Raw genomic sequence first — 26,952 nt, 5'->3', positions numbered from 1 at the left:
AATACTGATATCGAAAACCGTGCGCTCTTAGCTCAGCTGGATAGAGTACCTGGCTACGAACCAGGCGGTCGGAGGTTCGAATCCTCCAGAGCGCGCCACTATTTAGGGTTTCTTTTATGAACCCCTGATATTGGGAATACCGATATCGAAAACTGCGCGTCCTTAGCTCAGCTGGATAGAGTACCTGGCTACGAACCAGGCGGTCGGAGGTTCGAATCCTCCAGGACGCGCCACTATTTAGGGCTTCTTTCTATAAGAATGAAATCCTTATATTGATCTGTTGTTAGTAACAATGAATTGATATTAAAACCGTGCGCTCTTAGCTCAGCTGGATAGAGTACCTGGCTACGAACCAGGCGGTCGGAGGTTCGAATCCTCCAGAGCGCGCCACATTATTAAAAAAAGCCTCGTTTTTACGAGGCTTTTTTTATGTCTGATACATAAATGTTGATCAAATGTTAAAATTACTTAACATTTAACTTGTTGTATTTTAAGTGGTTATCGAATACTTCCTTGTTATTCCACCTTTCTCATATCATTTCTTAAAAAAGCTCCATTTAAGTCACAGTTTAATTCTCTGAAAATTACATATTTGACAGATTTATGTGATCTGGCAGGCGAATAATTAACCTAATGTGTGCGTTATCCGTAACAGAACCTTAAACAAAATTGACAAAGTTTTACCAATCGAGATAATCCAAGGGTCGGGATCACTATTCGCTGAAATCCTGTACATATGTCAGGATGACGAAGAAAGGAAGCAACATGACTAATATTGGAAGCCTGCTAGGAGATGCGGCGACTCTGATGATAACGGGGATGTCCGTTGTCTTTATTTTCCTAACTATTCTAGTTTACCTCGTTCGGTTGATGTCAAAACTGGTACCAGAAGAAGTACCAGAGCCGATCGCAGCACCTAAAAAAATTCAAAAATCACAATCAAACCCTTCAGCTGTTAGTCCACAGGTAGTGGCAGCAATTTCGGCCGCGGTTCATCAATACCGTGCGTCGACTGCTAAGTAGCATTTAAAGGATTAAAAAGGAGTTTATGAGCATGTCTAAACCACTAGCTATCACAGATGTGGTACTTCGTGACGCGCACCAGTCACTATTTGCTACTCGTATGCGTATCGAAGATATGCTGCCAATTGCAGCAGAACTGGATAAAGTCGGTTACTGGTCTTTAGAGACTTGGGGCGGCGCGACGTTTGATTCGTGTATTCGTTTTCTTGGAGAGGATCCATGGGAGCGATTGCGTGAATTGAAAAAAGCGATGCCAAACACACCAATGCAGATGCTACTGCGTGGTCAAAACCTGTTGGGTTACCGTCACTACGCGGATGATGTAGTAGAAAAATTTGTTGAACGTGCCCATAAGAACGGCATGGACGTATTCCGTATTTTTGATGCGATGAATGACGTACGTAACTTTGAGAAAGCGGTGAAAGCAACGATTGATGTTGGCGGCCACGCTCAAGGTACCTTGTCTTACACAACCAGTCCGGTTCACAACTCTGATACTTGGGTTGATCTGGCTAAGCGTCTAGAGGACCTAGGTTGTCATTCACTATGTATCAAAGATATGTCAGGTTTATTAAAGCCTTATGAAGCAGAAGAGTTAATTACACGCATCAAAGCATCGTGTGATGTTCCTCTAGCGCTGCATAGCCACGCAACAACCGGTCTATCGACTGCAACAGCGGTTAAAGCCGTTGAGGCGGGGATCGATATTCTAGACACGGCTATCTCTTCAATGAGCTGTACTTACGGTCACACACCAACTGAAACGGTTGTGGCGATGTTAGAGGGTACAGAGCGCGATACGAATCTTAAGCTGGATCAGATTGAGCCAATCGCTTCTTACTTCCGTGATGTTCGTAAAAAGTACGCGAAATGGGAAGGCCAGCTGAAAGGCGTTGATTCTCGTATCTTGATCGCTCAGGTTCCTGGTGGCATGTTGACTAACATGGAAGGTCAGTTGAAAGAGCAAGGCGCTGCCGATCGTATGGATGAGGTGCTTGAAGAGATCCCACGCGTACGTAAAGAGCTTGGCTACATTCCTTTGGTAACGCCAACCTCTCAAATTGTCGGTACTCAAGCGGTTATTAACGTACTGACGGGTGAGCGCTACAAGAGCATCACTAAAGAAACAGCGGGTTTATTGAAAGGCGAATACGGTCAAGCTCCAGCTGAAGTGGATGCAGAACTGCAAGCTAAAGTATTGGATGGTGCTGAAGCGATCACTTGTCGCCCAGCAGATCTGCTGAAATCTGAAATGGATGAGCTAACGACTGATTTGCTAGAAAAAGCAAAAGCAGAAGGTATTTCTCTAGCGGAAGATACGGTAGATGATGTACTGACTTATGCACTGTTCCCACAAGTGGGTCTTAAGTTCCTTAAGAACCGTCGTAACCCAGAAGCATTCGAACCTGCGCCAACGGCAGAAGCTGCGGCTCCTGTGGCAGCAGCGGCACCAGCTCCTGTATCTGGTGGTATCGAGAGCTACAGCGTGAAAGTGGATGGTCAGGTTTATGATGTAGAAGTTGGCCCACAAGGTGAGCTGACGTCAGTAGCACCATCAGCAAAACCAGCTCAAGCGGTACAAGCTGCACCGGTAGCGGCATCTGACGCGGAAGCGGTACCAGCTCCATTAGCGGGTAACATCTTTAAAGTTAACGTTCAGGCGGGCGTTGAAGTCGCTGAAGGCGACGTTCTGCTTATTCTTGAAGCGATGAAGATGGAAACGGAAGTTCGTGCTGCTCGTGGTGGTATCGTTCAAGAACTGAATGTTAAAGAAGGCGATGCAGTTACTGTAGGCGCTCCACTACTAAGCCTAGCGTAAGGGAGTACCATGGAAGGATTGATGACCTTATGGTCTGAAACAGGGATTGCTAACTTCGAGTTCGGCCAGATCTGTATGATGCTGGTCGGTTGCTTGCTGTTGTTTTTGGCAATCCGCAAAGGATTTGAACCTTTACTGTTGTTGCCGATTGGTTTTGGTGCTGTATTAGCCAATATTCCAAATGCTGGATTTACTGATCCAGGTGGTTTGCTTTACTACGTTTACTACATTGGTATTGAAACGGGTATTTTCCCACTGCTGATCTTTATGGGCGTGGGCGCGATGACGGACTTCGGTGCGTTGATTGCTAACCCTAAAACCTTGTGGTTAGGTGCGGCTGCTCAGTTCGGTATTTTCGCAACACTGTTTGGTGCGATCTTGCTGAACTACATTCCAGGCATGGAATTTACGATGGCAGATGCTTCTTCTATCGCAATCATCGGTGGTGCAGATGGCCCAACGGCTATCTTCTTAGCGAGTAAGCTCTCTCCTGATCTGCTAGGTGCGATCGCTGTAGCGGCATACAGCTACATGGCTTTAGTTCCTATCATTCAGCCGCCAATCATGAAGGCGTTAACGTCTCCAGAAGAGCGCAAAATTAAGATGGCTCAGCTTCGTCACGTAAGCAAAGGTGAGAAGATCCTTTTCCCACTTGCAGTGTTACTGATGACGATCTTGTTCCTACCTTCAGCAACACCACTGGTTGGTATGTTCTGTTTAGGTAACTTAATGCGTGAAGCGGGTGTGGTTGACCGTCTATCGAAGACTGCACAAAACGAACTGATCAACGTTGTAACTATCTTCCTTGGCTTGGGTGTAGGTTCTAAGCTTCAAGCAGATACCTTCTTGAACTTAGAAACGTTAGGTATTCTAGGCTTAGGTGCGGTGGCGTTCAGTATCGGTACTGCGGGCGGTGTGTTGATGGCGAAGCTATTAAACCGTTTCTCGAAAGAGGACATCAACCCATTGATTGGTGCTGCTGGTGTATCAGCGGTTCCAATGGCAGCTCGTGTTGTGAACAAGGTTGGTCTTGAGGCTAACCCTCAGAACTTCTTGTTGATGCACGCAATGGGGCCGAACGTGGCAGGTGTATTAGGTAGCGCGGTTGCGGCCGGTATTCTATTAGCGCTAGTCGGTTAGTGGATAGCTAGGTCATGTATCGTTACGTTAATTGGTCGTCAATTTACGAATGAGCGGTTAACTTAGCCTTATTAAATGGTTTATAGTCGAAGGGATGCTTGTGCATCCCTTTCTTTTATTCGTTAGGTTTTAACTAATTAGGGACGTGTTTAAATGGAAAATAGACAGATAGCGATTACCGAGTTTGGTGGGGTGGAAAACCTTGTACTTCAAACCAGTGCAATACCAGAGCCTAAAGCTGGCGAAGTGGTGGTTAAGGTCTCTTTTTCCGGCGTCAATCCGATAGATGTTAAAACTCGAGCAGGGCTAGGTTGGGCGGCTGCACAAAACAAAGATAACCTACCTTGGGTACCAGGCTACGATATCGCGGGGCAAGTGGTTACGTTAGGCGAACAGGCTGAGCGTTTTACTGTTGGTGATAATGTGGCGGGCTTTATCGGCTTCCCATTGCAAGGCGGTGGTTACAGCCAATATGTGTGTGTACCTGAAACTGCACTGAGCATCATTCCTAACTCTGTAACATTAGAAGCGGCAGCCGCTCTCCCTCTGGCGAGTCAAACGGCGGCACAAGCGCTCAATAAAGCGGAAGTGAAAGAGGGCGATCGCGTACTCATTTTAGCGGGTGCGGGTGGTGTTGGACACATTGCCGTTCAAATTGCCGTTGCAGCAAAAGCTGAGGTTTACACCACTTGTAGCGAAGCAAATCTTGATTACCTAGCAACGCTAGGTGCCCATGCTATTAACTATAAATTTGCTCCAGCGTCTGAACGAGTGTCGGATGTCGACGTGCTGATTGATTTGGTAGGTGGCGATACGGCGCTTGATGCGTTGAAGTGCCTGAAAGATGGCGCAAGAGTGGTTACCGTTCCGACCCTATCGGCAGAGTTAATCTGCGAGAAGGCAAAACTTTTAGGTTTCACAGCATCAGGTATGTTGGTGGAACCTAACCCAGAGCAAATGGATACCATGCTTTATATGGTGAGTGTTGGATTGCTAAAAACAGAAATTCAAGGTATTTACCCGCTGGAAGAGGCACAGTCGGCTCATCTGCAGGTAGAAACCGGACACACCAGAGGCAAGATACTGCTTAAGATGCAAGAAGGTTAATATGCAGTGCTAGAGTTCTTTAATTCTCTTTTCGAAAACATAGCGCTTTGGTTCTCTGATTCAGCGCTATGGGTCTTATTTATCAGTGGCTTCTTGAGTGCCACCTTGTTGCCCGGAGGCTCTGAAGCGAGCCTTGTCGCGGCATTGAGCTTAGATCAATTCTCAACATCGTCGATCATTCTGATAGCGACACTCGGCAATACGTTAGGTGGCCTTACTAACTATTGGATTGGTTTGTGGTTGCCTAATCGAACTCAATCAGAAAAGCATGGTCATAAGGCTATGGCTTGGCTAAGCCGTTATGGTTATTGGACTTTACTCTTCAGTTGGTTGCCCGTTATCGGTGACCCTTTGTGTCTAGCCGCTGGCTGGCTGAGAATGAAATTCATCCCTAGCGTTATCTTGATTGCGATTGGCAAAGCTGCTCGCTATAGCTTACTTGCTGCTATCTACTTCGGTTTTTTCTAAGGAGAACCTATGAAAAAGGTTTTACTTGGTACATTTTCTCTTATCGCCATTGCCGGCTGTTCTTACAATGTACCTAGCTCAACATCCTTCTTTTCCTCATTACCAGAAGGTGTCACTCTTTTAGAAGAGGTTAAGCCCTCTAAAGATAAAGTGGTGATTCCTTATGCTAAGTATCAATTAGATAATGGACTCACCGTTATCCTTTCTCCCGATGATTCCGATCCACTTGTACACGTGGATGTTACCTATCATGTCGGCTCTGCACGTGAAGAGATAGGCAAGTCTGGTTTTGCGCACTTCTTCGAGCATATGATGTTCCAAGGCTCTGAGAACGTTGGTGACCAGCAGCACTTCAAGATCATTACTGAGGCCGGTGGTTCGTTAAACGGCACCACTAATCGTGACCGCACTAATTACTTTGAAACCGTCCCATCTAATCAACTTGAAAAAATGTTGTGGTTAGAGTCAGACCGAATGGGCTTCTTACTTGATGCGGTTTCTCAGCGGAAATTCGAGGTTCAGCGAGGTACGGTTAAAAATGAACGAGCTCAAAGCTATGAAAATCGCCCTTATGGTTTGATGTGGGAGCGCATGGGTGAAGCGCTTTACCCTGAAGGGCACCCATATTCATGGCAACCAATTGGCTATGTCGAAGATCTTGACCGAGTGGATGTGAATGATCTCAAGGCATTCTTCTTGCGTTGGTACGGCCCAAATAATGCGGTACTGACAATCGGTGGTGATATCGATGTCGACGATACGCTTGAGTGGGTTAATAAATACTTTGGCCCGATCCCAAAAGGCCCAGAAGTTAAAGCTGCAGAGAAACAGCCTGCTGTGCTAACGGAAGACAAGTACATCACTCTAGAAGATAACATTCGCCAACCAATGGTATTGGTCGGTTGGCCGACAACTTATCGCGGCGAAGAGACACAAGCTTCACTGAATGCACTGTCTAACGTTTTAGGTTCCGGTACTAACAGTTACCTTTACCAAAACTTAGTGAAGACACAAAAAGCCGTGAGTGCAGGCTCATTCCACGATTGTGCTGAGTTGGCATGTACTATGTACGTCTATGCGATGGGTAATTCTGGTAAAAAAGGTGACTTAACCGTTCTCAACAAAGAGTTAATGAATACCTTAGATAAGTTCTCGAAAGAGGGCATTCAACAAGAACGCCTAGATCAGATTACCGGAATGGCCGAAGCGGATGCGGTTTTTGCACTGCAAAGTGTTAAAGGTAAGGTGTCGCAATTGGCATCTAACCAAACTTTCTATGGTCAGCCAGATCGCATTGAGTCCCAACTGGATCAAATCCGTGCCGTTACACCTGAAAGCGTGAGCAAGGCCTACCAAGACTTCATCGAAGGCAAGCATAAGGTGACTTTGAGTGTGGTTCCGAAAAAGCAGCTTGATTTAGCCGTTCGAGAAGCAACATTTACCACGCCACCACGTACTTTGCCTGAATACAGTAAAGTAACGGAAGACCAACTGAACTTCAGAAGAGCAACGGACACTTTTGATCGCAGTGTGATGCCTGAGGTGACCTTTGGTGTCGAAGCGACAATGCCAGAGCTGTATCGCATGCACTTTGCAAACGGTACTGATTTGATTGGTACTGAAACCAGCGAAACGCCAACGGTACAAATGCAAATTCAACTACCTGCGGGTGAGCGTTATGTTCGTAAAGGACAAGAGGGGCTAGCAAACCTAACTGCCGCTATGATGGAAGAAGGCTCCACTAAGCGAACGGTTGAAGAGCTCCAGGCGACTCTAGATAAGCTGGGGAGCAGCGTGAGCATTAGTGCTGGTAGCTACACCACAGATATTTCAATTTCTACGCTAGAGAAAAACCTGCCTCAAACCTTAGCGATCGTGCAAGAAGTTTTGCTTGAGCCTAAGTTCGATGATCAAGACTTCGAACGCGTTAAGAAACAGATGCTAGAAGGGGTGGTATATCAGCATCAACAACCAAGTTGGATGGCATCTCAAGCAACCCGTGAAGTGCTGTTTGGCGACAGTATTTTTGCTCGTGCAAGTGATGGTACTAAAGACTCGCTAGAATCGTTAACTCTGGACGATGTAAAACAGTTTTACAGTCAACACTATACTCCAGAGGGAGCTAATATTGTTATTGTAGGGGACATCTCGAAGAAAGAGGTTGGAAAGCAGCTACAATTCTTTGAGGAGTGGCAAGGCGAGGCGGCACCGCTAACACGCCCACAGATTGTCAAAGACCTGACTGAGCAGCGTTTGTATTTAGTTGATAAGCCAGGTGCACCACAAAGTATCGTTCGTTTAGTTCGCAAAGGTCTGCCTTTTGATGCTACGGGTGAGTTGTATAAGAGCCAATTGGCTAACTTTAACCTAGCGGGTAATTTTAATAGCCGCATCAACCAGAACCTACGTGAAGACAAAGCATACACTTATGGTGCGAGCGGTTACTTTGCCAGTACTCGTGAAACGGGCGCAGTAGTGTTTAGCGCACAGGTAAGAGCTAACGCGACAGTGGCATCGATTCAAGAGTTTATTAATGAACTGAATGAGTTTAGCCAAAGTGGATTAACTGACGAAGAGGTGAAATTTATGCGCCTTGCCGTCGGTCAACAAGATGCACTCAAATACGAAACGCCAAGTCAGAAAGCAGGGTTGTTGAGTAATATTGTTGCATTGAGCCTTGATGAAGATTACCTACAACAGCGTAATCAGATAGTTGAAACGGTGTCAAAAGAGACCTTAAACGAGCTATCTAAGAAATGGTTTGACCCGAATGATTATCAAATAATTGTGGTTGGTGATGCGGCTTCGCTTCGCCCGCAATTAGAAAAGTTAGATATTCCAATAGAAGAGCTTGAAATCATTCGTTAGAGTACACATTAAAGGGGGAGGGAAGAGACTCTACTTTTCTCCTCCAACCTAATTTATGATAGTTCTAATCAGAACGATATAAGATAAGTGAACTGAATTTTGACTGATTTTGCTGCGCGACTAAAGCAAGTTGCAACCAACCCTAAGACCTTCTCTCAATTTGGTCGTGGTGTTGAAAGGGAAACATTACGCTACACGGAAGATGGGCACCTTGCTACTGGGCCGCACCCTAAGGCTTTAGGTTCTGCGTTGATGAACGAGTGGGTAACAACCGATTTCTCTGAGTCGTTACTGGAATTTATCACGCCTGTTTCAAATGACGTTCCTACTCTTTTGAATCAGTTGTCTGATATTCATCATTTCACACAAACCAAGTTAGACGGCGAAAAGCTGTGGCCGCTCTCTATGCCTTGTTACGTTGGTAGCGAAGATTACATTCAGCTCGCGCAATACGGCACGTCTAATAACGGTAAAATGAAAACGCTATACCGAGAAGGTTTGAAACGTCGTTACGGTAGCTTGATGCAGATTATTTCTGGTGTGCACTTCAATTTCTCTTTCCCTGAAAGCTTCTGGGATAGCCTATTTGGAGAGCAAACAGAAGAGGCGCGTTGTGAAGCTAAGTCAGATGCGTATTTCGGTTTGATCCGTAACTACTACCGCTTTGGTTGGTTAATCCCATACTTCTTTGGTGCTTCGCCAGCATTGTGTTCTTCTTTCATCAAAGGAAGAGAAACCAACCTACCTTTTGAAAAGGTTGGCGAGACACTGTATTTACCAAAAGCAACGGCGCTGCGTCTGAGTGATCTTGGTTACACTAACAGCGCACAAAGCGTATTGAAGATAGGCTTTAACAGCCTAGGTCAGTACCTTGAAGGATTAAACCAAGCGATTCGCACGCCATCTGAAGAGTTTGCAGAGATTGGTGTTAAGGTTGATGGCGAATACCGTCAGCTTAATAGCAACGTATTGCAAATTGAGAATGAGCTTTACGCACCTATTCGTCCTAAGCGTGTGGCGAAGAGTGGTGAGAAACCGTCTGAAGCACTGGCTCGTGGCGGTGTTGAGTACATCGAGGTTCGCTCTCTAGACGTAAACCCATTCAGCTCAATTGGTATCACTGAGCAGCAAGTTCGCTTCTTAGATCTATTCCTAACGTGGAGTGTGCTAACTGACTCTGCTGAAATGGATAACTGTGAGCTTGAATGCTGGCGTGATAACTGGAACAAGGTGATCTTGGAAGGTCGTCAAGTTGGTCTAGAACTGCAAATTGGTTGTCACGGTGAGCGATTGTCTCTTCAAGATTGGGCTAAGCGCGTTTTCAAAGACCTACGCTCAATTGCTGAGATGATGGATGCTGAACAAGGCGGCCGAGCTTACCAAGAAACCTGCGATACGCTTGAAGCTTGGATTGATAACCCAGAGCTAACCATTTCTGGCCAATTGCTAGAAGAGACTAAGAAGTTAGGTGGTTTAGGTAAAGTTGGCTGTGCGCTAGGCAAAACGTACGCTCAACAGCACAAAGCACATCAATACAAAGTATATTCAGCTGAGCTGATGGAAGCAGAGGTTCAACGCTCTGTGGTAGCTCAGCAACAAAGTGAAGAAGCGAGCACTCAAGATTTTGATAGCTTCTTAGCGGATTATTTTTCGTATTTAAAAGCATAGCGAGACGTTGGTGGAAAGGAAGCAAACCTTATTAGGTAAGCCTACTCGTGCGAGTAGTAAATGGTTACCTGTAGTCACTGTCGGTGTTGTCTCTAGCCTTTTGGTTGGTTGTGCAACACCACCGCCGAAACAGCAAGACAACCTATGTAGTATCTTCAGAGAGCATCCATCGTGGTATGAAGATGCCTTAGATATGCAAGAAGAGTGGGGTACTCCCATCAACGTAGCGATGGCTTTTGTAAAACAAGAGAGTAGCTTCCGTCATGATGCGCGCCCACCAAAAGACTACATCCTTGGGTTTATTCCTTGGGGACGTGTAAGCAGCGCTTATGGCTATGCTCAAGCTCAGGATCCCGCTTGGGAAGATTTCCAAAAAGCGACCAACAATGGCGGTTCAAGAACCAACTTTGATGATGCGCTGATGTTTATAGGCTGGTACACCAGCGAAACGCGTCGTCAACTCGGTATCTCGCTATGGGACCCGTACAACCAGTACTTGGCTTACCATGAAGGCCGCGGTGGTTATAAACGTAAGTCGTATAACAGCAAACCATCTTTAATTAAGGTGGCTCGTAAAGTCGAACAGCAAGCAAAAGATTATGGCTGGCAACTGAAACAGTGCCGCAAAGAACTAGAAGACAATCGAAGTTGGTTTTTCTAAAGCCAACCGTCACGGAGAATAGCAATGCCTTTATTAGATAGTTTTACTGTAGATCACACTCGTATGAACGCACCAGCAGTTCGTGTTGCGAAAACAATGCAAACTCCAAAAGGGGATACCATTACGGTATTTGACCTGCGTTTTACGGCACCAAACAAAGATATCCTATCTGAGAAAGGTATCCACACTCTAGAGCACCTATACGCTGGTTTCATGCGTGCTCAACTGAACGGTGCAGACGTAGAGATCATCGATATTTCACCTATGGGCTGTCGTACAGGTTTCTACATGAGCCTGATTGGTACACCTTCAGAGCAGCAAGTTGCTGATGCTTGGTTAGCGGCAATGCAAGACGTGCTGAAAGTTGAGAACCAGAATAAGATCCCTGAGCTGAACGAATACCAGTGTGGTACAGCAGCAATGCACTCTTTGGACGAAGCGAAAGAGATCGCGAATGCCATCATCGCTGCTGGTATCTCAGTAAACAAGAATGACGAACTAGCACTGCCTGAGTCAATGCTTAAAGAGCTTAAAGTCGATTAATCATTTGAGTTGATTCTCGATGAGTAAGATATGAAAGGCCCGGTTCATTGAACCGGGCCTTTCTGTTTTCTCATGTAGCAGATCAATAGAGATCACTATTTGAACCTGTTATCCATTTACGATCTGTGGAAACACACGTACTAGCTTGATGCGGTTCTCTTCAAGCTCCACAATCTCCATTGGATGACTGGCAACCTGAACACTTAGGTGGCTCTCTGGAATGTCTTCCAGATGTTCAAGTATCAAACCATTTAACGTTCTAGGACCATCGGTTGGGAGAGCCCACTGCAAGCCTTTGTTGATATCACGAATGTTCGCACTACCTTCAATTAGGAAGCTGCCGTCGCTCTGCGGTGTGATTTCATCAGACAAACTTGGCGCAATTGAAGTGGTAAACTCACCGACAATCTCTTCTAGAATATCTTCTAATGTCACCAAGCCATTGATATCACCGTACTCATCAACGATTAGACCGATGCGCTGTTTGTTGCGTTGGAATTTTAGCAGCTGAATATTGAGTGGGGTTGCTTCAGGAATGAAGTAGATTTCGTCTGCGGCACGCAGCAGAGTCTCTTTGTTGAATTCGTTTTTTTCAAGCATCAAACGATACGCTTCGCGTAGCCTTAGCATGCCAACTACTTCATCAATTTGGTCACGATAAAGAACAACTCGGCCATGAGGGGAGTGGGTCAGTTGGCGAACGATGGATTTCCAATCATCATTAATGTCGATACCGGTAATCTCGTTACGAGGCACCATGATATCGTTCACGGTAACGTGCTCTAAATCTAGAATAGACACCAACATATCTTGGTGACGTTGAGGTATTAGATTGCCCGCTTCATTTACAACGGTTCTTAGCTCTTCAGAGCTCAAATGATCGGTCGCGTCGTGACTGGCTTTGACACCCAGAATACGAATGAAGCCATTGGTAATGAAGTTCACTAATATCACCAGTGGTGACAGTACCTTCATCAGAATCATTAGCAAGATGCTGCTAGCGTAGGAGACACGTTCAGGAAACAGAGAAGCGATGGTTTTTGGTGTGACCTCAGCGAATACGAGGATCACGAGAGTCAGGGTACCGGTTGCGACAGCCACACCGATGTCCCCGTAGATACGCATACCAAGAATGGTTGCGATCGCAGAAGCGAGAATGTTGACAAGGTTGTTACCGATGAGAATAAGGCCTATCAACCTGTCGGGGCGGTTCAGAAGTTTTTCTACGCGCTTTGCACCTTTATGACCCGTATTGGCCAAGTGCTTTAAACGGTAGCGGTTCAAGGACATCATGCCCGTTTCGGAACCAGAGAAATAACCAGAAATTACAATGAGACACGCGAGTAGCGCAAATAAGATACCCGTTGATATGTCGTCCAAAACTATTCTTTTCCTATTTGTGTATCTTGATTAATTTATGACCGAACATGGTCGAGATGTCAATTGAATCTATCTGACTCAATATTTTAAAGGCAAGGTATGCGTGACCTTGCCTTTAATTTGGGTGTTATCTCAGGATGATTTCCTGAACGAAGCGACTACCGAAGTAGGCTAATGTGAGCATGCTGGCACCAGCAAGGGCGAACCAAGTCACCTTTTGTCCACGCCAGCCTTTTTGGTAATGACCCCAAAGAAGAATGGAGTAGATAACCCAAGCAATAAAAGACAATACAGCTTTGTGTGCTTTACCTTGAGCAAACATGTCTTGTACGAAGATGAAACCAGTCAGTAAGGTACCCGTTAATAAGCCATTACCAATTAGGATGATCTTGAAAAGCTGTCTTTCAACCATCATTAATGGAGGTAGGTTAGGGTTGATAACCAGTGCTTTCTTCTTTTTAAGTTTGTGATCTAGCCACGCAAGCTGTAGTGCGTATAGCGCTCCGATAGTCAGTGTCGCGTAAGAGAACAGCGCCAAAGAGATGTGCATCAGCAGTTTTGGGTCATTCTCTAAATGTTTGATGAAGGTACTTGGAAGAAAAGTTGCTGCCATCAAGTTCAGTGCTGCGAAGCTATAAACCACAGGAAGAATGAACCACAGTCTGGTTTTGAGCATAGCACCGCTCATCACTAGAGAAATGATTAAACTGATCAGTGAAGCAACGTTTAAGATACTGAGGTTTTGACCACTGGCATTAAAGATTAAATCGCCAAGCAACCAAGCATGGAAAGCTAGAGCAAGTAATGCGCTGATAAACACCGTTTTTACACGGATTCCTGTTTGGTGCACGAGACCTGGAATGATCGTGGAAATCGCCATTGTATAAAGAAAGGCTGCTGCGATCGCAATAAGACTGTCCATGGTATCCATTAAAATGATTACTAATTGGCGAATTATACCTTGCATCGCTCTTTGGGGCTATGGTGAACCTCACTCAATTCCAAGTGAACACCGTCTCACATCACAAGCGTGGATGATTAACGCCCTACAACGGGTATGACTCTAATCCACGCTAATGTATACTCAACTTAATAGTCGCAGGATTGAGCGAAGAGAAAACTATGTTTGATAATTTAACGGATCGTCTATCCAAAACGCTGAAGAATATCAGCGGTAAAGGTCGTCTGACCGAAGACAATATTAAAGATACGCTACGTGAAGTGCGTATGGCGCTTCTTGAAGCTGACGTGGCACTGCCAGTTGTCCGCGATTTTGTTAAGCGTGTAAAAGAAGGCGCTGTGGGTGTTGAGGTTTCTAAATCTTTAACACCGGGCCAAGAATTCATTAAGATCGTTCAAGCTGAGCTTGAAGCGGTGATGGGTGAGTCTAACGAAGCACTTAACCTAGCAGCACAACCGCCAGCGGTTATCTTAATGGCTGGTCTACAAGGTGCGGGTAAAACCACATCGGTAGGTAAGCTATCTAAATTGCTGACAGAGCGTGACAAGAAGAAAGTCTTGGTTGTGTCTGCCGACGTTTACCGTCCTGCGGCGATCAAACAACTTGAAACGTTAGCTAGCGATGTTGGCGTTGACTTCTTCCCATCTTCGGCTGACCAGAAGCCGATTGATATTGCTAACGCTGCAATCGACCACGCGAAGAAGAAATTCTACGACGTGCTACTTGTCGATACCGCGGGTCGTTTAGCGATTGATGAAGAGATGATGGGCGAGATCCAAGAGCTTCATACGGCAATCAACCCAGTTGAAACTCTATTCGTTGTTGATGCTATGACAGGTCAAGATGCGGCGAATACGGCAAAAGCCTTTGGTGATGCGCTTCCACTAACCGGTGTTATCTTAACGAAAGTTGATGGTGATGCGCGTGGTGGTGCGGCGCTGTCTGTTCGTCATATCACAGGCAAGCCAATCAAATTCTTAGGTGTTGGTGAGAAAACTGACGCACTAGAACCATTCCACCCTGATCGTGTTGCTTCTCGTATCTTAGGTATGGGTGACGTTCTGTCGCTTATTGAAGACCTACAGAAAAACGTTGATACCGAGAAAGCAGAGAAGCTGGCTAAGAAGTTCAAAGAGAAGAAAGGTTTTGACCTTGAAGACTTCCGTGAACAGCTAGGACAGATGCAAAACATGGGCGGCATGATGGGCATGATGGATAAACTTCCAGGCATGTCTCAGCTACCAGACAACGTGAAAGATAAAGTTGATGACAAGATGTTCAAGCAGATGGAAGCGATCATCAACTCTATGACCATGAAAGAGCGTCAACGCCCTGAGCTAATCAAAGGCTCACGTAAAAAACGTATTGCCGCTGGTTCTGGTACACAGGTACAAGATGTAAACCGTATGCTTAAGCAGTTCACTCAAATGCAGAAAATGATGAAGAAAATGCAGAAAGGTGGCATGAAAGGCATGATGCGCAACATGCAAGGCATGATGGGCGGCGGTGGCATGGGTGGTATGGGCGGCGGCTTCAACCCGTTTGGTCGATAATCGCCTAATGTAACCTGTAGCACCTTTACTTTTCATAGTGTTATCTGTGTCACAGAAAGTATACAGGCACTATGTTGGTGAAAAAATAGCTAAACCCCTTGCATTGCCCCGGAATAAGAGTAAAATTCCGGGGCTTTAATTTGGCACGAGACCCCAAGCTGTTTAGTGATAAATGGTTATTGGGGTTAATTATTTTATTAAGAAAGCAAAGAGGACGACATGGTAACCATTCGTTTGGCACGTCACGGCGCTAAGAAGCGTCCATTCTATCAAATCGTAGTTGCGGATAGCCGTAACGCTGCAACTGGCCGTTTCATCGAGAAAGTAGGTTTCTTTAACCCTACTGCTCAAGGTCAAGAAGAAGGTCTACGTCTAGACCTAGATCGCGTTAACCACTGGGTTGGTCAAGGCGCATCTCTATCTGATCGTGTAGCTAAGCTAGTTAAAGACGCTCAAAAAGCGGCTTAATTCTTTTTAAAAGAGAAATAGCTTATGTCGATGAAGGGTAAAGAAACGATGAGCAAGCAAGACGAAAAAATTGTTATGGGCAAGTTTGGTGCTACCTATGGCATTCGTGGCTGGCTTAAAGTTTTTTCCTACACAGACAACGCTGAAAGCATATTTGATTACTCTCCTTGGTACGTTAACCAAAAGGGGAAGTGGGTTGAATTCAAAGTAGAAAGCTGGAAGCGCCATAACAAAGGTATGGTGTGTAAGCTGGAAGGTTTTGAGGTTCGCGAGGACGCTCATGTACTGACTAACTTTGAAATCGCAATAGACCCTGCTTCATTACCTGAATTGTCAGAAGAGGAATTCTACTGGCGTGAATTGTTTGGTATGCAAGTTGTAACCACTAAAGGTTACGATCTAGGTGTCGTTACCGACATGCTAGAAACTGGCTCAAACGATGTTCTAGTAATCAAAGCAAATCTTAAGGATGCTTTCGGACAAAAGGAACGGTTAGTACCGTACCTTGAAGAGCAAGTGATCAAGAAAGTTGATCGCGAAGCTCAACGGATCGAAGTTGACTGGGATCCTGGATTCTAACTTTAAAATCATAGAGCGAGAGAACACATGTGGGTTGGCGTAATTAGCCTATTTCCTGAAATGTTCCGTTCAGTTACTGATTTTGGAGTAACGGGTCAAGCGGTAAAGAAAGGTCTTTTATCTATTGAGACATGGAATCCTCGTGATTTCACTCATGATAAACATCGCACTGTTGATGATAGACCTTACGGTGGTGGTCCTGGCATGTTGATGATGGTTCAGCCTTTGCGCGACGCTATTCAAACTGCCAAACAAGCATCACCGGGAAAGACGAAAGTTATCTACCTTTCACCTCAAGGTCGTAAACTCGACCAGAAAGGTGTTGAAGAGCTGGCAACAAACGAGAATTTACTTCTTATTTGTGGTCGCTACGAAGGGGTAGATGAGCGCATCATTCAATCTGAAGTCGACGAAGAATGGTCGATTGGGGATTTTGTGATGACGGGTGGTGAACTGCCAGCCATGACGCTGATTGATTCAGTCTCTCGGTTTGTACCGGGTGTACTTGGAGATTTCGCATCAGCAGAAGAAGATTCTTTTGCAAATGGTTTGCTAGATTGCCCTCACTATACGCGCCCTGAGGTGCTAGACGACAAAGAGGTGCCTTCGGTACTCAAGTCTGGAAACCATAAGGACATTCGTCGCTGGCGATTAAAACAATCGTTGGGCCGAACTTGGCTAAGAAGACCAGAACTCCTGGAAAACCTAGCTCTGACTGACGAACAGGAACAATTACTGGCTGAATTCATTAAAGAGCAACGCTCTTAACGAAAAGCAAGCAGTAACCTATTAAATTTAGTATCAGTTTATTCTAGGAATTTATACAAATGAGCAACATCATTAAGGCTCTTGAAGAAGAGCAACTAAAATCAGACCTTCCTAAATTCGCACCAGGTGACACTGTTGTAGTTCAGGTTAAGGTAAAAGAAGGTGACCGTGAGCGTCTACAGGCTTTCGAAGGCGTAGTAATCGCTATTCGTAACCGTGGTCTTCACTCTGCATTCACAGTTCGTAAGATCTCGAACGGTGAAGGTGTAGAGCGTGCGTTCCAAACTCACTCTCCAATGGTTGATAGCATCGAAGTTAAACGCCGTGGTGCAGTACGTCGTGCCAAGTTGTACTACCTACGTGAGCGTTCTGGTAAGTCTGCTCGTATTAAAGAGAAGCTTGCTAAGAAGTAATTCTTTTTGCATTCTATCGATAAAAGCGGAGCCATTTGGCTCCGCTTTTTTGTGCCTGCTATTTAGACCTTTGAAAGTAAGAGATCCCCAACTCGTTCGTACCTCACTCTTGGGGATGACGGGAGGTTTGATGTACGAATTAGTACATAAAACTAAAGGGCTCGCTATAAGAGGACTGGGGCATGAATTCTGTATGCGACGAAGTACACTGGTCTGCATTTGGTCTGTGATGTTATGTATTTGGCTTGGAAATATTAGCTCCGGGCTAGCCTGTTCCTTATTCATGGAAGTGACGGAGTGAACCGAGCACTAAAGTTACCGTCATTCGCTAGACTGACGAAGGAGTAGGGAACCTCTTTTGGCAAACACCAAACTGTCGGCAATAAAAAAGGATTGACGCAAAACGCCAACCCTTCAATCATTTTTCCGAATCTCGAATCTCGAATCTCGAATCTCGAATCTCGAATCTCGAATCTCGAATCTCGAATCTCGAATCTTAGTACTGGTCTTCCGACCAACCATCGCTATCAGACATATCTGGTGCGCCAGCGATACTGTTCTCTTCGTCTGCCCATTCACCGAAATCAATCATCTGACATTGCTTACTGCAAAACGGACGGTGTGGGCTCTGTTCACCCCATTCAACGTCAGTATTACATTGAGGGCATTTAACGATGGTGATTTTGTTCGACATAGTGATTCTTAATTAGAGGGTGTAATAACAAAGAGTTTAGGCTCAAGTGTTCACTCAAGCCAAACGCTAAAGGAAATTAATTAGGTGCAGATAGCCAGCTCAAATTCGATATCTTGAGTACAGGCTTGTCCTGTTTCAAAACTCATGAATTTAACAGCAAAGCGGTTTTTGTGCCCTGAGATCATAGGGTAGGCACCGTATTGCATCGGAATGGATAGGCGAAGGATATTCGCTTCTTCAGCATCGCTCTGGAAGAAGCCAGCGCGAGCAATTTGCTCTTTAAAGTGACCAGTCTCTCGGGTTAGCTTTAACCATAGCGTTAGCGCTTCATACAGAGGCTGTAGGCTATCCATCCACGCCTTGGCATCTCTCATTCTCTTATCAAGAGGGAGGTGTAACCAATAATGCAGCGCTGGTAGGTCAAAGCAGCATGAACCGCCAGGCAGATTAAAACGCTGGCGAATGGCACTTAGGAAGCGGTCTTCTTTAAGAGATTGGCCAAAACGCTCCGCGTGCATTAAATCACGATAGATGTTGCCAATGTCATTGAGCAGTGACGTAAGCATCTCTTGATCGACACCTTCAACGTCTAACCAGCTTTTGTAGGTGACACGTTGCTTCTCAAGATCTTTTGCAAGTTCGCTCTTGAGTTGGATCTGTTCGAAGATTTCAATCAGATCGAAGATAGAGCGGAAAAAGAGTTGATACTGTTGAGCATCGGAAAATGTAGAAGACAGGTGTAACTGCCTCAAGAGCGATTCCACTCTTAGGTAGATGCGTGTTTTCTCATTTAGAGGATGTTCAAATTTGTGGGTGATCATCGAGCAAGCCTTCATTCAACATAGTTCTATTCTGACCCATCTACTGTACTGATTGCCAGATACTTTTTATGTAAATCTGTGATTTGCGGCAAAAGTTCTTGGTTTTTAGTATGGTTTTTAATCACGTCATCTGCAACTGCTAAGCGTTGTTCTCTTGAAGCTTGTGATTTCAAAATTGATGCAACTTGTTCCCTAGAAACATTGTCACGGCTCATCGTTCGTTCAATTTGCACTTCTGTAGGCACATCAACAATTAATACGCGATCCGTCATGCCTTGCATCTGGTTTTCAACCAATAGAGGTGCGACTAATAAACCATAGGGAGAGGTGACTTTAGACAGGTCACTGTCAATTTTGTCACGGATCATGGGATGAAGAAGATCATTGAGCCATTGTTTTTGCTCTGGGTCTGAGAAGATCAGCTCGCGCAGTTTAGATCGATTGAGTGTGCCATCTTCAAGCAAGATGGTTTCACCAAAATGAGCAGTAATCTGTTTTAGTCCATCACTGCCTAACGCAACCACTTCACGTGCCACGATATCGGCGTCGACAATATCAATGCCAAAATGTTCGTTGAATAGGTTAGCGACAGTCGTTTTTCCACTGGCTATACCGCCACTTAATCCGATAATGATTGCCATGGTTACATTCCTAATACTGAAGTGAAATACCAACCCATGATGTCGTTACCCCACATCAAGCTTACCCAACCAGCAATCGCAAGGTAAGGGCCGAATGGGAAGGCTTTATCAATGCCTTGCTGTTTCAAGCGCAGCTGAATCAAACCAAACACCAGGCCAACAAGCGAAGACAGCAGGATGATCATCGGTAGATGCTGCCAACCCAGCCATGCGCCAAGTGCAGCCAGTAACTTGAAGTCACCGTAACCCATGCCTTCTTTACCTGTCAGCAGTTTGAACAGCCAGTAGACGGACCATAACGCGAGGTAGCCAGCCATAGCGCCGACTACTGAGTCTTGAAGCGATACTGGACTGATATTAAATAGGGCTAAAGCGATACCAGACCAAACTAACGGCAAGGTAATTTGATCAGGCAATAGCATGGTGTCGAGGTCGATAAAAGTCGCGGTAATTAACGCAAAGGTGAAAAATATCAGTGCAATAGCGTAAAAACTGAAACCAAAGTGACTGGCAACAACTGTGCAAAGTGTCGCAGTCAGCAGTTCAACCAAAGGGTAGCGAGCGCTGATTGGATTAGCACAGCTGTGACACTTACCCTTCAAGAACAACCAGCTTAACACTGGAATATTGTCGACGATTCTTAATTGAGTTTTACATTTAGGGCAAGTAGAGCGAGGAACACTGAGGTTGAACTTACCTTCTGGCGCAGGAATTTTATATTGGGAGAAATACTCCGAGCACTCTTGTTGCCATTCGCGTTCCATCATAATAGGTAAACGATGTATGACGACGTTAAGGAAGCTGCCAATCAGAAGACTAAAAATGAATGCTAATACCGGGAATAGCCAAGGATAGTAGTGAAATACTTCCATAGTGTCCTTTACCACTTAATCAAGATGAGTAGAGGTTTCTACTCATGGGTGTTTAGTTGCTTTTGGCTATCCTAACACACTCATAAGATTAAAGATCGGTAAGTACATCGCAACCACAAGACCGCCTACGACGGATCCTAAAAACACAATGATCAGCGGTTCTAATATTTTGCCCAAATTATCGACGGTGTTGTCGACTTCAAACTCGTAAATCGAGGCGACTTTGTTGAGCATTTCATCAAGGTTGCCTGACTCTTCGCCAATCATCACCATCTGCAACATCATCTCAGGAAAGGCGTTGGTATTTCGCATTGCGATATACATTGGAATGCCCGCAGCGGTTTCGCGATGTACTTCGATGATTGCCGATTCATAGTGCAAATTACCTGCGGTTTTGGCTGTGGTTTTTAGACTCATGAGAATGGGGATACCAGAACCGAAACTGGTTGATAGTGTGCGACTGAATTTGGCAATGGAGGCTTTGGCCATGACACCGCCTAGAATTGGAAACCTTAACCCCAAGCGGCTGGTCGATAATCGAATCGAGTAGGAACGCTGACAGAGTTGATAGATAACTAAGGCTGCTAACCCTGCACCTACAAATGTATAAAAGCTGTATGCCTGCATCCAATGAGAAAGCTCTAGTACTTGCTGTGTAAACCAAGGGAGGTCGGCACCAAAGCCTGAAAACATCGACTCAAACTCAGGAATCACCATGGTCAGCATTAAATAGGAGACAGTGAGTGCGACAGTGACCACCATTGCAGGATAGATGAGCGCCTTGATGACTTTAGACTTGAGCTGTTCACTCTTCTCACGATAGGTCGCTAGGCGTTCAAATACTTGCGCAAGGTTGCCCGAGAGCTCACCCGTTGCGACTAAATCGGTATAGAGGTCATCAAAGTGACGACTTGCGGTTCGCATCGCTTTGGATATAGGTGTACCAGCTTCAACACCTTTACAGATGTGTGACAGGATAGATTTCATTTCAGCTTTGCGGTGGTTATCTGAGACCAACTTAATCGCCTGTACAATTGGGACTCCGGTTCCTAGCATGGTCGCAAGCTGGCGGGTCAGCACGGTGATGTCTCTAGATTTAACTCTATGGGTTAAACGCGTCAGTGCCGAGATGCTTTTCTTTTTGATTTTCTTTATCTGGATATGCTGATCTTTGAGCTTTTCACGTACTTCTAATTCGGTAAGCGCTAAGGTTTGCCCTGATACTTTTTTACCGGAGCTATTGATGCCTTTCCAGTGGTAGCTTTTTAATTGTGATTGCTTAGTTTTGCTGATCATTGAAGCTCCCTCTGGATTATAGGTACAGAACACGTTGCAGCTCTTGATAGCTGGTGGTGCCTTCAAGTAGCTTATCTAATCCCGACTCTTGCAGTGTGCGCATCCCTTCTCGGCGAGCGAGGTCTTCAACCTCCAACGCATTCGGTTTGCTGATAAGGCTATTTTTGAGTTTGTCGGTGAATGGCATCACTTCATAAATTCCGACACGCCCAGAATAGCCTTGATTGCACTCGTTACACCCTTGTGGGTTAGCCTTATAAATGGTTTTGCTGCTAGGTATTGAGTGACGCAGGAAGATGTCTGGTGAGTCGTCAATGACTTTGCATTGGTTGCACAAGCGTCTTGCCAGTCGTTGGGCAATGATCAAGCTCAATGATGAGGCTAAGTTAAAGGGCTCAATCCCCATATGAGCGAGTCGGGTAACGGTTTCTGCCGCAGAGTTGGTATGGAGCGTTGAAAGCACTAAGTGACCAGTTTGCGATGCTTTGATGGCGATCTCTGCGGTTTCTAAATCTCGAATCTCACCGACCATCACCACATCCGGATCTTGTCGTAAAAACGAGCGCAGGGCTTCAGCGAATCCAAAGCCAATCTTTGGCATTACTTGCACTTGGTTGATACCACACAGATTAATCTCTACCGGATCTTCTGCGGTGGAGATATTGCGTTCTGTGGTGTTCAATACTCTAAGGCCGGTATAAAGCGAGACGGTTTTTCCGCTGCCAGTGGGGCCTGTCATTAAGATCATTCCTTGTGGGCGTTTGAGTGCATTCAGGTAGAGGGCTTTTTGATCGTCGCTGTACCCGAGCTTGTCGATATCGAGATTAGCCGCGCTGCTATCAAGCAGCCGCAGTACGATCTTCTCGCCCCACAAGGTTGGTAATGTGGAGACGCGCATATCAACCGCAAGCTCGTCATTCAGGCGCAGTTTTATTCGTCCATCTTGAGGTAAACGACGCTCGGCAATATCCAGTTTGGCGAGAATTTTTAAACGCGCTGATAAACGACGGCTTAAGTGAGAGGCGGGTTGCTGGATTTCAACCAATATACCGTCACAACGCAGGCGCACACGGTAGTGCTCTTCGTAAGGTTCAAAATGGATATCTGATGCGCCTTTACGTACCGCATCGACCAGTATCTGATTGATAAATCGGCTAACTGGAGAGTCGTCTTGACTAAGGTCTTCAATCGACGCGAGCTCGTCGTCAGACACTTCAACTAGGTTAGCCAGTTCATCTTGGGTGATCTCTTTACGCTTAGAATCTTGCCCGGAAATCGAGCGGCCGTACAACTTGCGTATTGCACCTTCGAGTTCAGAGTAATTGGCGACTGCCAGTTCTATCTGCAACCCGGTTGCAAAACGAAAATCATCTTCCGCTTGTAAGTCAGTCGGATCGGCGGAAGCAAGTGTGAGCGTCGAGTTAGAGACTGAAATCGGGATAGCTCGATATTTAGTGATCAGTTCACGTAGCCCTAGTTGATCACATAAGGCTTCATAATCGGTGTTGCTCAATTGAACTAACGGCAAGCCAAAGATGGCTTGTATATTGTTTGCTAGGGAGTCACCTGTGAAGAGATCAAGAACGAGTAAAGCTTCAGGTGTTGAAATACCTGAAGCTTGTACATGTTCCGCCACAGCTTGCTCTTGAGTCAGGCTAATTAAATCAGCCTGACGAAGAACTGTTGGGAGGTTGGTGAGCATTTATGAGCAACTATCAATTGTCGGTAAATTGCTAACACCTCCTGATGTTACTGCACATGTCCAGCCTGTAGATGTTCTTGAATATGTGATGTATGCGTTTGAGATTGCACTATTTGAACCGAATAAGAACTTAATATCGTTATCGGCAGGAACACTAATAGTTCCTAGTACGTTGGAGCCTGCTGATATACCTAGGGTATCTACTGCCGTATTAGCCGCTAATTTTCCACTTTCTTGATAGGTTAGTTCAGCTGGTGTCAGTAGAGCTTTCATTGTTGCTATTGCCGATGCAACTTCACTTTTGGCAACATAATTTTTGTACGCAGGTACTGCAATCGCAGACAATACACCGATAATCGCCACCACAATCATCAATTCAATCAGTGTGAAACCTTTCTGATTTGTTCTTTTGTTCTTGTTATTCATTCTTTTCATTCCATTCTTTAGTTTGTTTCAGTGCAAGCACAAGATGGTAGAGAGAATAGAAGTCGAGATAGGGAAGTGGAATGGTGTTCAGGTGTGGTCGCGAGTGGTTTTGAATTTATTGAATAGCTGTTGCATATAGCACGCAAATTTATGCGATCAACTTAAATAACGCATTGAAATACTGATAATTAAGGTAATAAAAAAGGCACTGTCATCAACAGTGCCTTTATAGAAACTATTTACTATTCAGTAAATTACGCTTTGAACCTCATTGATAGGTCCATTGCTTTTAGGTGCTTGGTCAATGCGCCTACCGAGATGTAATCAACACCCGTTTCAGCGAACTCAGCGATAGTGTCTAGCGTCACGTTACCAGAGTTTTCTAGTGCAGCTCGGCCAGCGTTGATCTTCACAGCTTCACGCATCATGTCAGTGGTGAAGTTGTCTAGCATGATGATGTCTGCGCCCGCATTGATAGCTTGCTCTAGCTCTTCTAGGCTCTCAGTTTCCACTTCAACAGGCTTACCCGGGTTAAGCTCTTTTGCTGTTGAGATAGCTTTTTCAATACCGCCACATGCGATGATGTGGTTTTCTTTGATTAGGTAGGCATCGAAAACACCGATACGGTGGTTGAAACCGCCACCACAAGCCACAGCGTATTTTAGTGCACTACGTAGGCCTGGGATGGTTTTGCGAGTATCTAACAGGCGGCACTCTGTGTGTTTGATTTTGTCAGTATAGATGGCGGTTGCCGTCGCACAACCAGATAGCGTTTGAATGAAGTTCATTGCGTTACGCTCACCAGTTAATAGTGCGCGCGCTGGACCGGTTAGGGTGCAAAGCGTTTGGTTTGGTTCAACCTTATCGCCATCTTCTACGTTCCACTCGATAGTCACTTCACCGCCTAGCTGCTTAAACACCTCATCAGCCCATGCTTTACCACAGAATACGCCGTGTTCACGAGTGATGATGGTTGCGCTGTTGATCGCGTCAGCTGGGATTAGACTTGCCGTAATATCAGCCGCTGGATCTAACGTACCGCCAAGATCTTCTTTGATTGTTTCTGCGACTGCACGAGTGATCTCGAGAGGCAGTTGTTCTTTTAAGTAGTCAAGGCGTTGGTGGCTGTTATGTGTGTTTTTCATCGCAAATCTAATCTTGAAAGGGAGTGGGAATGGAATGATACTCTTGCTTAACTTCAAATTAAAGAGGCTAGCGTGACTGCTCCATGGGCAAGGTCACAATCTACTGTGCTAGCAAAAAAAGAAAGCGAGACCAAGATGACGATCTGCTCCAAAGGATGGTACGAAAACGCTCGGCATGTTCCGTCCCCGTATTTTGATACTCGGCCAAGTGTCGGTGATATCTCTCTGCTGGTGGTCCACAATATTAGCCTGCCACCGGGGCAATTCGGCGGACCTTATATAGAGCAGTTCTTCACGGGCAAGCTCGATCCAGCGGAGCACCCGTTTTTCAAAGTGATTCATCAAATGGGGGTATCTGCGCACTGCTTGATTCGCCGTGATGGTGAAGTAGTACAGTTCGTTTCTTTTCTGGACAGGGCTTGGCATGCCGGCCAATCGAGCTTTGCCGGTCGTGAAAGGTGTAATGATTACTCTATTGGTATTGAATTAGAGGGCAGTGACTTTATTGCCTATACAGAGCAGCAATATCAAGCCTTGACTGAGCTAACGGAAACACTGGTCTCAAGTTTTCCTCAGATCACTAATGAACGTATCACTGGCCATCAATACATAGCACCGTTACGCAAAACAGACCCTGGGTTGGTCTTTGACTGGACAAAATTTAAAGGCAAATTGCGCTTCTAATCCCTAATCCTATTTATGGCTCTGCCAATTGCAGAGCCTTGCTTAATCAACGCTTAGCATAACCACTTGTGATTTTTTGTTGTTGCAATGTAAAGAAAGTGGTTCGTTGATGGGTATCAATAAATCAAGAGTGTGACGAGCTTATCAAACACCCAGATATTAAAGCTTATGAACAGAAATTTCCCCTCAAATGTGCGCTTGGTTCGATTTTTGACCGACTTGGACTAATCTTTCTGAAACAATTCATTTTTATCCTGAAACTTTCTAGCACGAGTACTCCCCAAAAGTATTACCGCTGTAAATGGTAAGACCAATTTGGTTGCTGTTTTAAATTTCATTTGTTAAATCGTGGTTAATTCACACTGCGTTCTATGATGCAGGTCAATTTTACGCTGGACAGTGGCGTTTTAATTATGTTAATTTCTGCCCAACTTAAAATTGGTATTACCAATTGTCAGCGAAGAAAAAGAAGAACAACAAACTATGGCTTATCAAAGGATTCGTCAGCCAAAACTCTCCGATGTTATCGAACAAGAGTTAGAAAGGTTGATTGTGGAAGGAACACTGGCTCCAGGGCAGCAGCTGCCGCCTGAGCGCGAACTGGCGAAACAGTTCGATGTGTCTCGTCCTTCAATCCGAGAAGCGATACAACGTTTAGAAGCAAAACGCTTGCTTACTCGCCGTCAAGGTGGAGGTACGTTTGTTAGCGAAAATATCTGGAAAAGCTTTTCAGATCCTTTGCTTAATTTGTTGTCATCCCATTCTGAAACCCAACTAGACTTGTTGGAATCGCGTCATGCGATGGAAGGGATTTCGGCTTACTTCGCGGCATTGCGTGGAACCGATGAAGACTTTGCTCGTATTCAAGCCTGCCAAGAAAAAATTCACGGCGCGCAAGAGAAGGGTGATATTGAAGCCGAATCTGCAGCGGTGATGGCTTTTCTTATTGCTTTAACAGAGGCAGCGCACAATGTGGTGTTATTGCACATTGTTCGTAGTTTGGCTCCGTTACTCGAACAAAACGTCTTAGAAAATTTAAAGCTGTTGCATCGTCGTAAAGACGTTGTGGAGAAAGTGAGTATACATCGAGCTAATATCGTAGATGCGATCGTTTCTGGCCAGCCTGAGAAGGCGCGTGAAATGTCACACTCTCATTTAGCTTACATCGAAGAAACATTGCTGGATTTGACGAAGGAAGAGTCGCGCCGCGAACGTTCTCTACGTCGAATTCAACAGGGTAAATAGCCGTAAT

At 45.3% G+C, this 26,952-nt stretch carries 25 protein-coding genes, 3 tRNA genes and 1 pseudogene; 19 read left to right on the top strand and 10 right to left on the bottom strand.

The features are described from left to right. Positions 1-21: 21 nt before the first annotated feature. The 12 genes from F0251_RS20060 to luxS all read left to right on the top strand — a co-directional run bounded on the left by F0251_RS20060 (position 22) and on the right by luxS (position 11,297). A tRNA-Arg gene (locus F0251_RS20060) sits at positions 22-98 on the top strand. A 58-nt stretch (positions 99-156) separates the two neighbouring features. Continuing rightward, positions 157-233, top strand: a tRNA-Arg gene (locus F0251_RS20055). A gap of 80 nt (positions 234-313) precedes the next feature. Further along, positions 314-390 (top strand) — tRNA-Arg (locus F0251_RS20050). Positions 391-765: 375 nt separating this feature from the next. Further along, the gene (locus F0251_RS20045) at positions 766-1,023 is read left to right on the top strand and encodes an oxaloacetate decarboxylase subunit gamma (RefSeq protein WP_004741884.1); all 258 of its coding nucleotides are present in this window, start codon (positions 766-768) and stop codon (positions 1,021-1,023) included. A gap of 31 nt (positions 1,024-1,054) precedes the next feature. Then, entirely contained in the window at positions 1,055-2,842 is a 1,788-nt protein-coding gene (oadA, locus tag F0251_RS20040; RefSeq protein ID WP_171731675.1) for a sodium-extruding oxaloacetate decarboxylase subunit alpha, read from the top strand. A 9-nt stretch (positions 2,843-2,851) separates the two neighbouring features. Then, positions 2,852-3,982: a sodium ion-translocating decarboxylase subunit beta gene (locus tag F0251_RS20035; RefSeq protein ID WP_004741882.1), complete on the top strand. Its 1,131-nt coding sequence runs from the start codon at positions 2,852-2,854 to the stop codon at positions 3,980-3,982. A gap of 153 nt (positions 3,983-4,135) precedes the next feature. Continuing rightward, positions 4,136-5,089 carry an NADP-dependent oxidoreductase gene (locus tag F0251_RS20030; RefSeq protein ID WP_171731674.1) on the top strand — a complete coding sequence of 318 codons (954 nt, stop codon included), beginning with the start codon at positions 4,136-4,138 and terminating at the stop codon, positions 5,087-5,089. Between the two features lie 6 nt (positions 5,090-5,095). After that, positions 5,096-5,557 carry a YqaA family protein gene (locus F0251_RS20025; RefSeq protein ID WP_004741880.1) on the top strand — a complete coding sequence of 154 codons (462 nt, stop codon included), beginning with the start codon at positions 5,096-5,098 and terminating at the stop codon, positions 5,555-5,557. Positions 5,558-5,566: 9 nt separating this feature from the next. Then, the gene (locus F0251_RS20020; RefSeq protein ID WP_171731673.1) at positions 5,567-8,425 is read left to right on the top strand and encodes a pitrilysin family protein; all 2,859 of its coding nucleotides are present in this window, start codon (positions 5,567-5,569) and stop codon (positions 8,423-8,425) included. Between the two features lie 99 nt (positions 8,426-8,524). Next, entirely contained in the window at positions 8,525-10,093 is a 1,569-nt protein-coding gene (gene gshA / locus F0251_RS20015) for a glutamate--cysteine ligase (RefSeq protein ID WP_061032462.1), read from the top strand. 10 nt (positions 10,094-10,103) lie between these two features. Beyond that, the gene (locus F0251_RS20010) at positions 10,104-10,754 is read left to right on the top strand and encodes a hypothetical protein (protein WP_061032463.1); all 651 of its coding nucleotides are present in this window, start codon (positions 10,104-10,106) and stop codon (positions 10,752-10,754) included. 24 nt (positions 10,755-10,778) lie between these two features. Then, positions 10,779-11,297, top strand: coding sequence for an S-ribosylhomocysteine lyase (luxS, locus tag F0251_RS20005; RefSeq protein WP_171731672.1), 519 nt, complete (start codon positions 10,779-10,781; stop codon positions 11,295-11,297). Positions 11,298-11,405: 108 nt separating this feature from the next. On the opposite strand, the gene F0251_RS20000 is transcribed toward luxS, so the two are convergent. Next, complete coding sequence (locus tag F0251_RS20000; RefSeq protein WP_008221067.1) at positions 11,406-12,677, bottom strand: HlyC/CorC family transporter; 1,272 nt, start codon at positions 12,675-12,677, stop codon at positions 11,406-11,408. A 127-nt stretch (positions 12,678-12,804) separates the two neighbouring features. Beyond that, positions 12,805-13,599, bottom strand: coding sequence for an inner membrane protein YpjD (locus F0251_RS19995; protein WP_004738143.1), 795 nt, complete (start codon positions 13,597-13,599; stop codon positions 12,805-12,807). A 200-nt stretch (positions 13,600-13,799) separates the two neighbouring features. Between F0251_RS19995 and ffh the strand changes: the two genes are divergently transcribed. The 5 genes from ffh to rplS all read left to right on the top strand — a co-directional run bounded on the left by ffh (position 13,800) and on the right by rplS (position 17,419). Further along, the gene (gene ffh, locus F0251_RS19990; RefSeq protein WP_061032466.1) at positions 13,800-15,191 is read left to right on the top strand and encodes a signal recognition particle protein; all 1,392 of its coding nucleotides are present in this window, start codon (positions 13,800-13,802) and stop codon (positions 15,189-15,191) included. A 219-nt stretch (positions 15,192-15,410) separates the two neighbouring features. Continuing rightward, complete coding sequence (gene rpsP, locus F0251_RS19985; protein ID WP_004410028.1) at positions 15,411-15,659, top strand: 30S ribosomal protein S16; 249 nt, start codon at positions 15,411-15,413, stop codon at positions 15,657-15,659. A 24-nt stretch (positions 15,660-15,683) separates the two neighbouring features. Then, a complete protein-coding gene (gene rimM / locus F0251_RS19980) occupies positions 15,684-16,238 on the top strand; it encodes a ribosome maturation factor RimM (RefSeq protein WP_061032467.1) in 555 nt (184 codons plus the stop codon). 27 nt (positions 16,239-16,265) lie between these two features. Continuing rightward, complete coding sequence (gene trmD / locus F0251_RS19975) at positions 16,266-17,006, top strand: tRNA (guanosine(37)-N1)-methyltransferase TrmD (protein WP_061032468.1); 741 nt, start codon at positions 16,266-16,268, stop codon at positions 17,004-17,006. Between the two features lie 59 nt (positions 17,007-17,065). Then, on the top strand, positions 17,066-17,419 hold the full coding sequence (gene rplS / locus F0251_RS19970; RefSeq protein ID WP_004738151.1) for a 50S ribosomal protein L19: 354 nt from the start codon (positions 17,066-17,068) through the stop codon (positions 17,417-17,419). Positions 17,420-17,915: 496 nt separating this feature from the next. On the opposite strand, the gene yacG is transcribed toward rplS, so the two are convergent. From yacG to nadC, 8 genes are all read right to left on the bottom strand, one after another. Beyond that, positions 17,916-18,113, bottom strand: coding sequence for a DNA gyrase inhibitor YacG (gene yacG / locus F0251_RS19965; protein WP_008222354.1), 198 nt, complete (start codon positions 18,111-18,113; stop codon positions 17,916-17,918). A gap of 80 nt (positions 18,114-18,193) precedes the next feature. Continuing rightward, positions 18,194-18,934: a cell division protein ZapD gene (zapD, locus tag F0251_RS19960; RefSeq protein WP_061032469.1), complete on the bottom strand. Its 741-nt coding sequence runs from the start codon at positions 18,932-18,934 to the stop codon at positions 18,194-18,196. 26 nt (positions 18,935-18,960) lie between these two features. Continuing rightward, the gene (coaE, locus tag F0251_RS19955; RefSeq protein WP_061032470.1) at positions 18,961-19,575 is read right to left on the bottom strand and encodes a dephospho-CoA kinase; all 615 of its coding nucleotides are present in this window, start codon (positions 19,573-19,575) and stop codon (positions 18,961-18,963) included. A 2-nt stretch (positions 19,576-19,577) separates the two neighbouring features. Then, positions 19,578-20,447, bottom strand: coding sequence for an A24 family peptidase (locus F0251_RS19950; RefSeq protein ID WP_102426438.1), 870 nt, complete (start codon positions 20,445-20,447; stop codon positions 19,578-19,580). Positions 20,448-20,513: 66 nt separating this feature from the next. Then, positions 20,514-21,743 (bottom strand): type II secretion system F family protein, encoded by a 1,230-nt coding sequence (locus tag F0251_RS19945; RefSeq protein ID WP_171731671.1) that lies wholly within the window; start codon positions 21,741-21,743, stop codon positions 20,514-20,516. 16 nt (positions 21,744-21,759) lie between these two features. Next, positions 21,760-23,445: a type IV-A pilus assembly ATPase PilB gene (gene pilB / locus F0251_RS19940; protein WP_171731670.1), complete on the bottom strand. Its 1,686-nt coding sequence runs from the start codon at positions 23,443-23,445 to the stop codon at positions 21,760-21,762. After that, positions 23,446-23,871: a pilin gene (locus F0251_RS19935; protein ID WP_116871679.1), complete on the bottom strand. Its 426-nt coding sequence runs from the start codon at positions 23,869-23,871 to the stop codon at positions 23,446-23,448. Positions 23,872-24,125: 254 nt separating this feature from the next. Continuing rightward, positions 24,126-25,016 carry a carboxylating nicotinate-nucleotide diphosphorylase gene (nadC, locus tag F0251_RS19930; RefSeq protein ID WP_171731669.1) on the bottom strand — a complete coding sequence of 297 codons (891 nt, stop codon included), beginning with the start codon at positions 25,014-25,016 and terminating at the stop codon, positions 24,126-24,128. A gap of 83 nt (positions 25,017-25,099) precedes the next feature. Here nadC and ampD point away from each other — a divergent pair. Both ampD and pdhR read left to right on the top strand, forming a co-directional pair. Then, positions 25,100-25,700, top strand: a pseudogene (ampD, locus tag F0251_RS19925) (1,6-anhydro-N-acetylmuramyl-L-alanine amidase AmpD). 483 nt (positions 25,701-26,183) lie between these two features. Then, positions 26,184-26,945 carry a pyruvate dehydrogenase complex transcriptional repressor PdhR gene (pdhR, locus tag F0251_RS19920; RefSeq protein WP_008222726.1) on the top strand — a complete coding sequence of 254 codons (762 nt, stop codon included), beginning with the start codon at positions 26,184-26,186 and terminating at the stop codon, positions 26,943-26,945. Positions 26,946-26,952: the final 7 nt, after the last annotated feature.

The organism is Vibrio sp. 070316B (assembly GCF_013114115.1).
GTDB lineage: Bacteria > Pseudomonadota > Gammaproteobacteria > Enterobacterales > Vibrionaceae > Vibrio > Vibrio chagasii_B.
This window is presented reverse-complemented; position numbering and strand designations above follow the sequence as displayed.

Bases quoted from the DNA above. Each gene is read 5' to 3' on its own strand.
- F0251_RS20045 (WP_004741884.1), top strand. From the start codon at position 766: ATGACTAATATTGGAAGCCTGCTAGGAGATGCGGCGACTCTGATGATA.
- oadA (WP_171731675.1), top strand. From the start codon at position 1,055: ATGTCTAAACCACTAGCTATCACAGATGTGGTACTTCGTGACGCGCAC.
- F0251_RS20035 (WP_004741882.1), top strand. From the start codon at position 2,852: ATGGAAGGATTGATGACCTTATGGTCTGAAACAGGGATTGCTAACTTC.
- F0251_RS20030 (WP_171731674.1), top strand. From the start codon at position 4,136: ATGGAAAATAGACAGATAGCGATTACCGAGTTTGGTGGGGTGGAAAAC.
- F0251_RS20020 (WP_171731673.1), top strand. From the start codon at position 5,567: ATGAAAAAGGTTTTACTTGGTACATTTTCTCTTATCGCCATTGCCGGC.
- luxS (WP_171731672.1), top strand. From the start codon at position 10,779: ATGCCTTTATTAGATAGTTTTACTGTAGATCACACTCGTATGAACGCA.
- F0251_RS19995 (WP_004738143.1), bottom strand. From the start codon at position 13,599: ATGGACAGTCTTATTGCGATCGCAGCAGCCTTTCTTTATACAATGGCG.
- ffh (WP_061032466.1), top strand. From the start codon at position 13,800: ATGTTTGATAATTTAACGGATCGTCTATCCAAAACGCTGAAGAATATC.
- rpsP (WP_004410028.1), top strand. From the start codon at position 15,411: ATGGTAACCATTCGTTTGGCACGTCACGGCGCTAAGAAGCGTCCATTC.
- rimM (WP_061032467.1), top strand. From the start codon at position 15,684: ATGTCGATGAAGGGTAAAGAAACGATGAGCAAGCAAGACGAAAAAATT.
- trmD (WP_061032468.1), top strand. From the start codon at position 16,266: ATGTGGGTTGGCGTAATTAGCCTATTTCCTGAAATGTTCCGTTCAGTT.
- rplS (WP_004738151.1), top strand. From the start codon at position 17,066: ATGAGCAACATCATTAAGGCTCTTGAAGAAGAGCAACTAAAATCAGAC.
- yacG (WP_008222354.1), bottom strand. From the start codon at position 18,113: ATGTCGAACAAAATCACCATCGTTAAATGCCCTCAATGTAATACTGAC.
- zapD (WP_061032469.1), bottom strand. From the start codon at position 18,934: ATGATCACCCACAAATTTGAACATCCTCTAAATGAGAAAACACGCATC.
- coaE (WP_061032470.1), bottom strand. From the start codon at position 19,575: ATGGCAATCATTATCGGATTAAGTGGCGGTATAGCCAGTGGAAAAACG.
- F0251_RS19950 (WP_102426438.1), bottom strand. From the start codon at position 20,447: ATGGAAGTATTTCACTACTATCCTTGGCTATTCCCGGTATTAGCATTC.
- F0251_RS19945 (WP_171731671.1), bottom strand. From the start codon at position 21,743: ATGATCAGCAAAACTAAGCAATCACAATTAAAAAGCTACCACTGGAAA.
- pilB (WP_171731670.1), bottom strand. From the start codon at position 23,445: ATGCTCACCAACCTCCCAACAGTTCTTCGTCAGGCTGATTTAATTAGC.
- F0251_RS19935 (WP_116871679.1), bottom strand. From the start codon at position 23,871: ATGAATAACAAGAACAAAAGAACAAATCAGAAAGGTTTCACACTGATT.
- nadC (WP_171731669.1), bottom strand. From the start codon at position 25,016: ATGAAAAACACACATAACAGCCACCAACGCCTTGACTACTTAAAAGAA.
- pdhR (WP_008222726.1), top strand. From the start codon at position 26,184: ATGGCTTATCAAAGGATTCGTCAGCCAAAACTCTCCGATGTTATCGAA.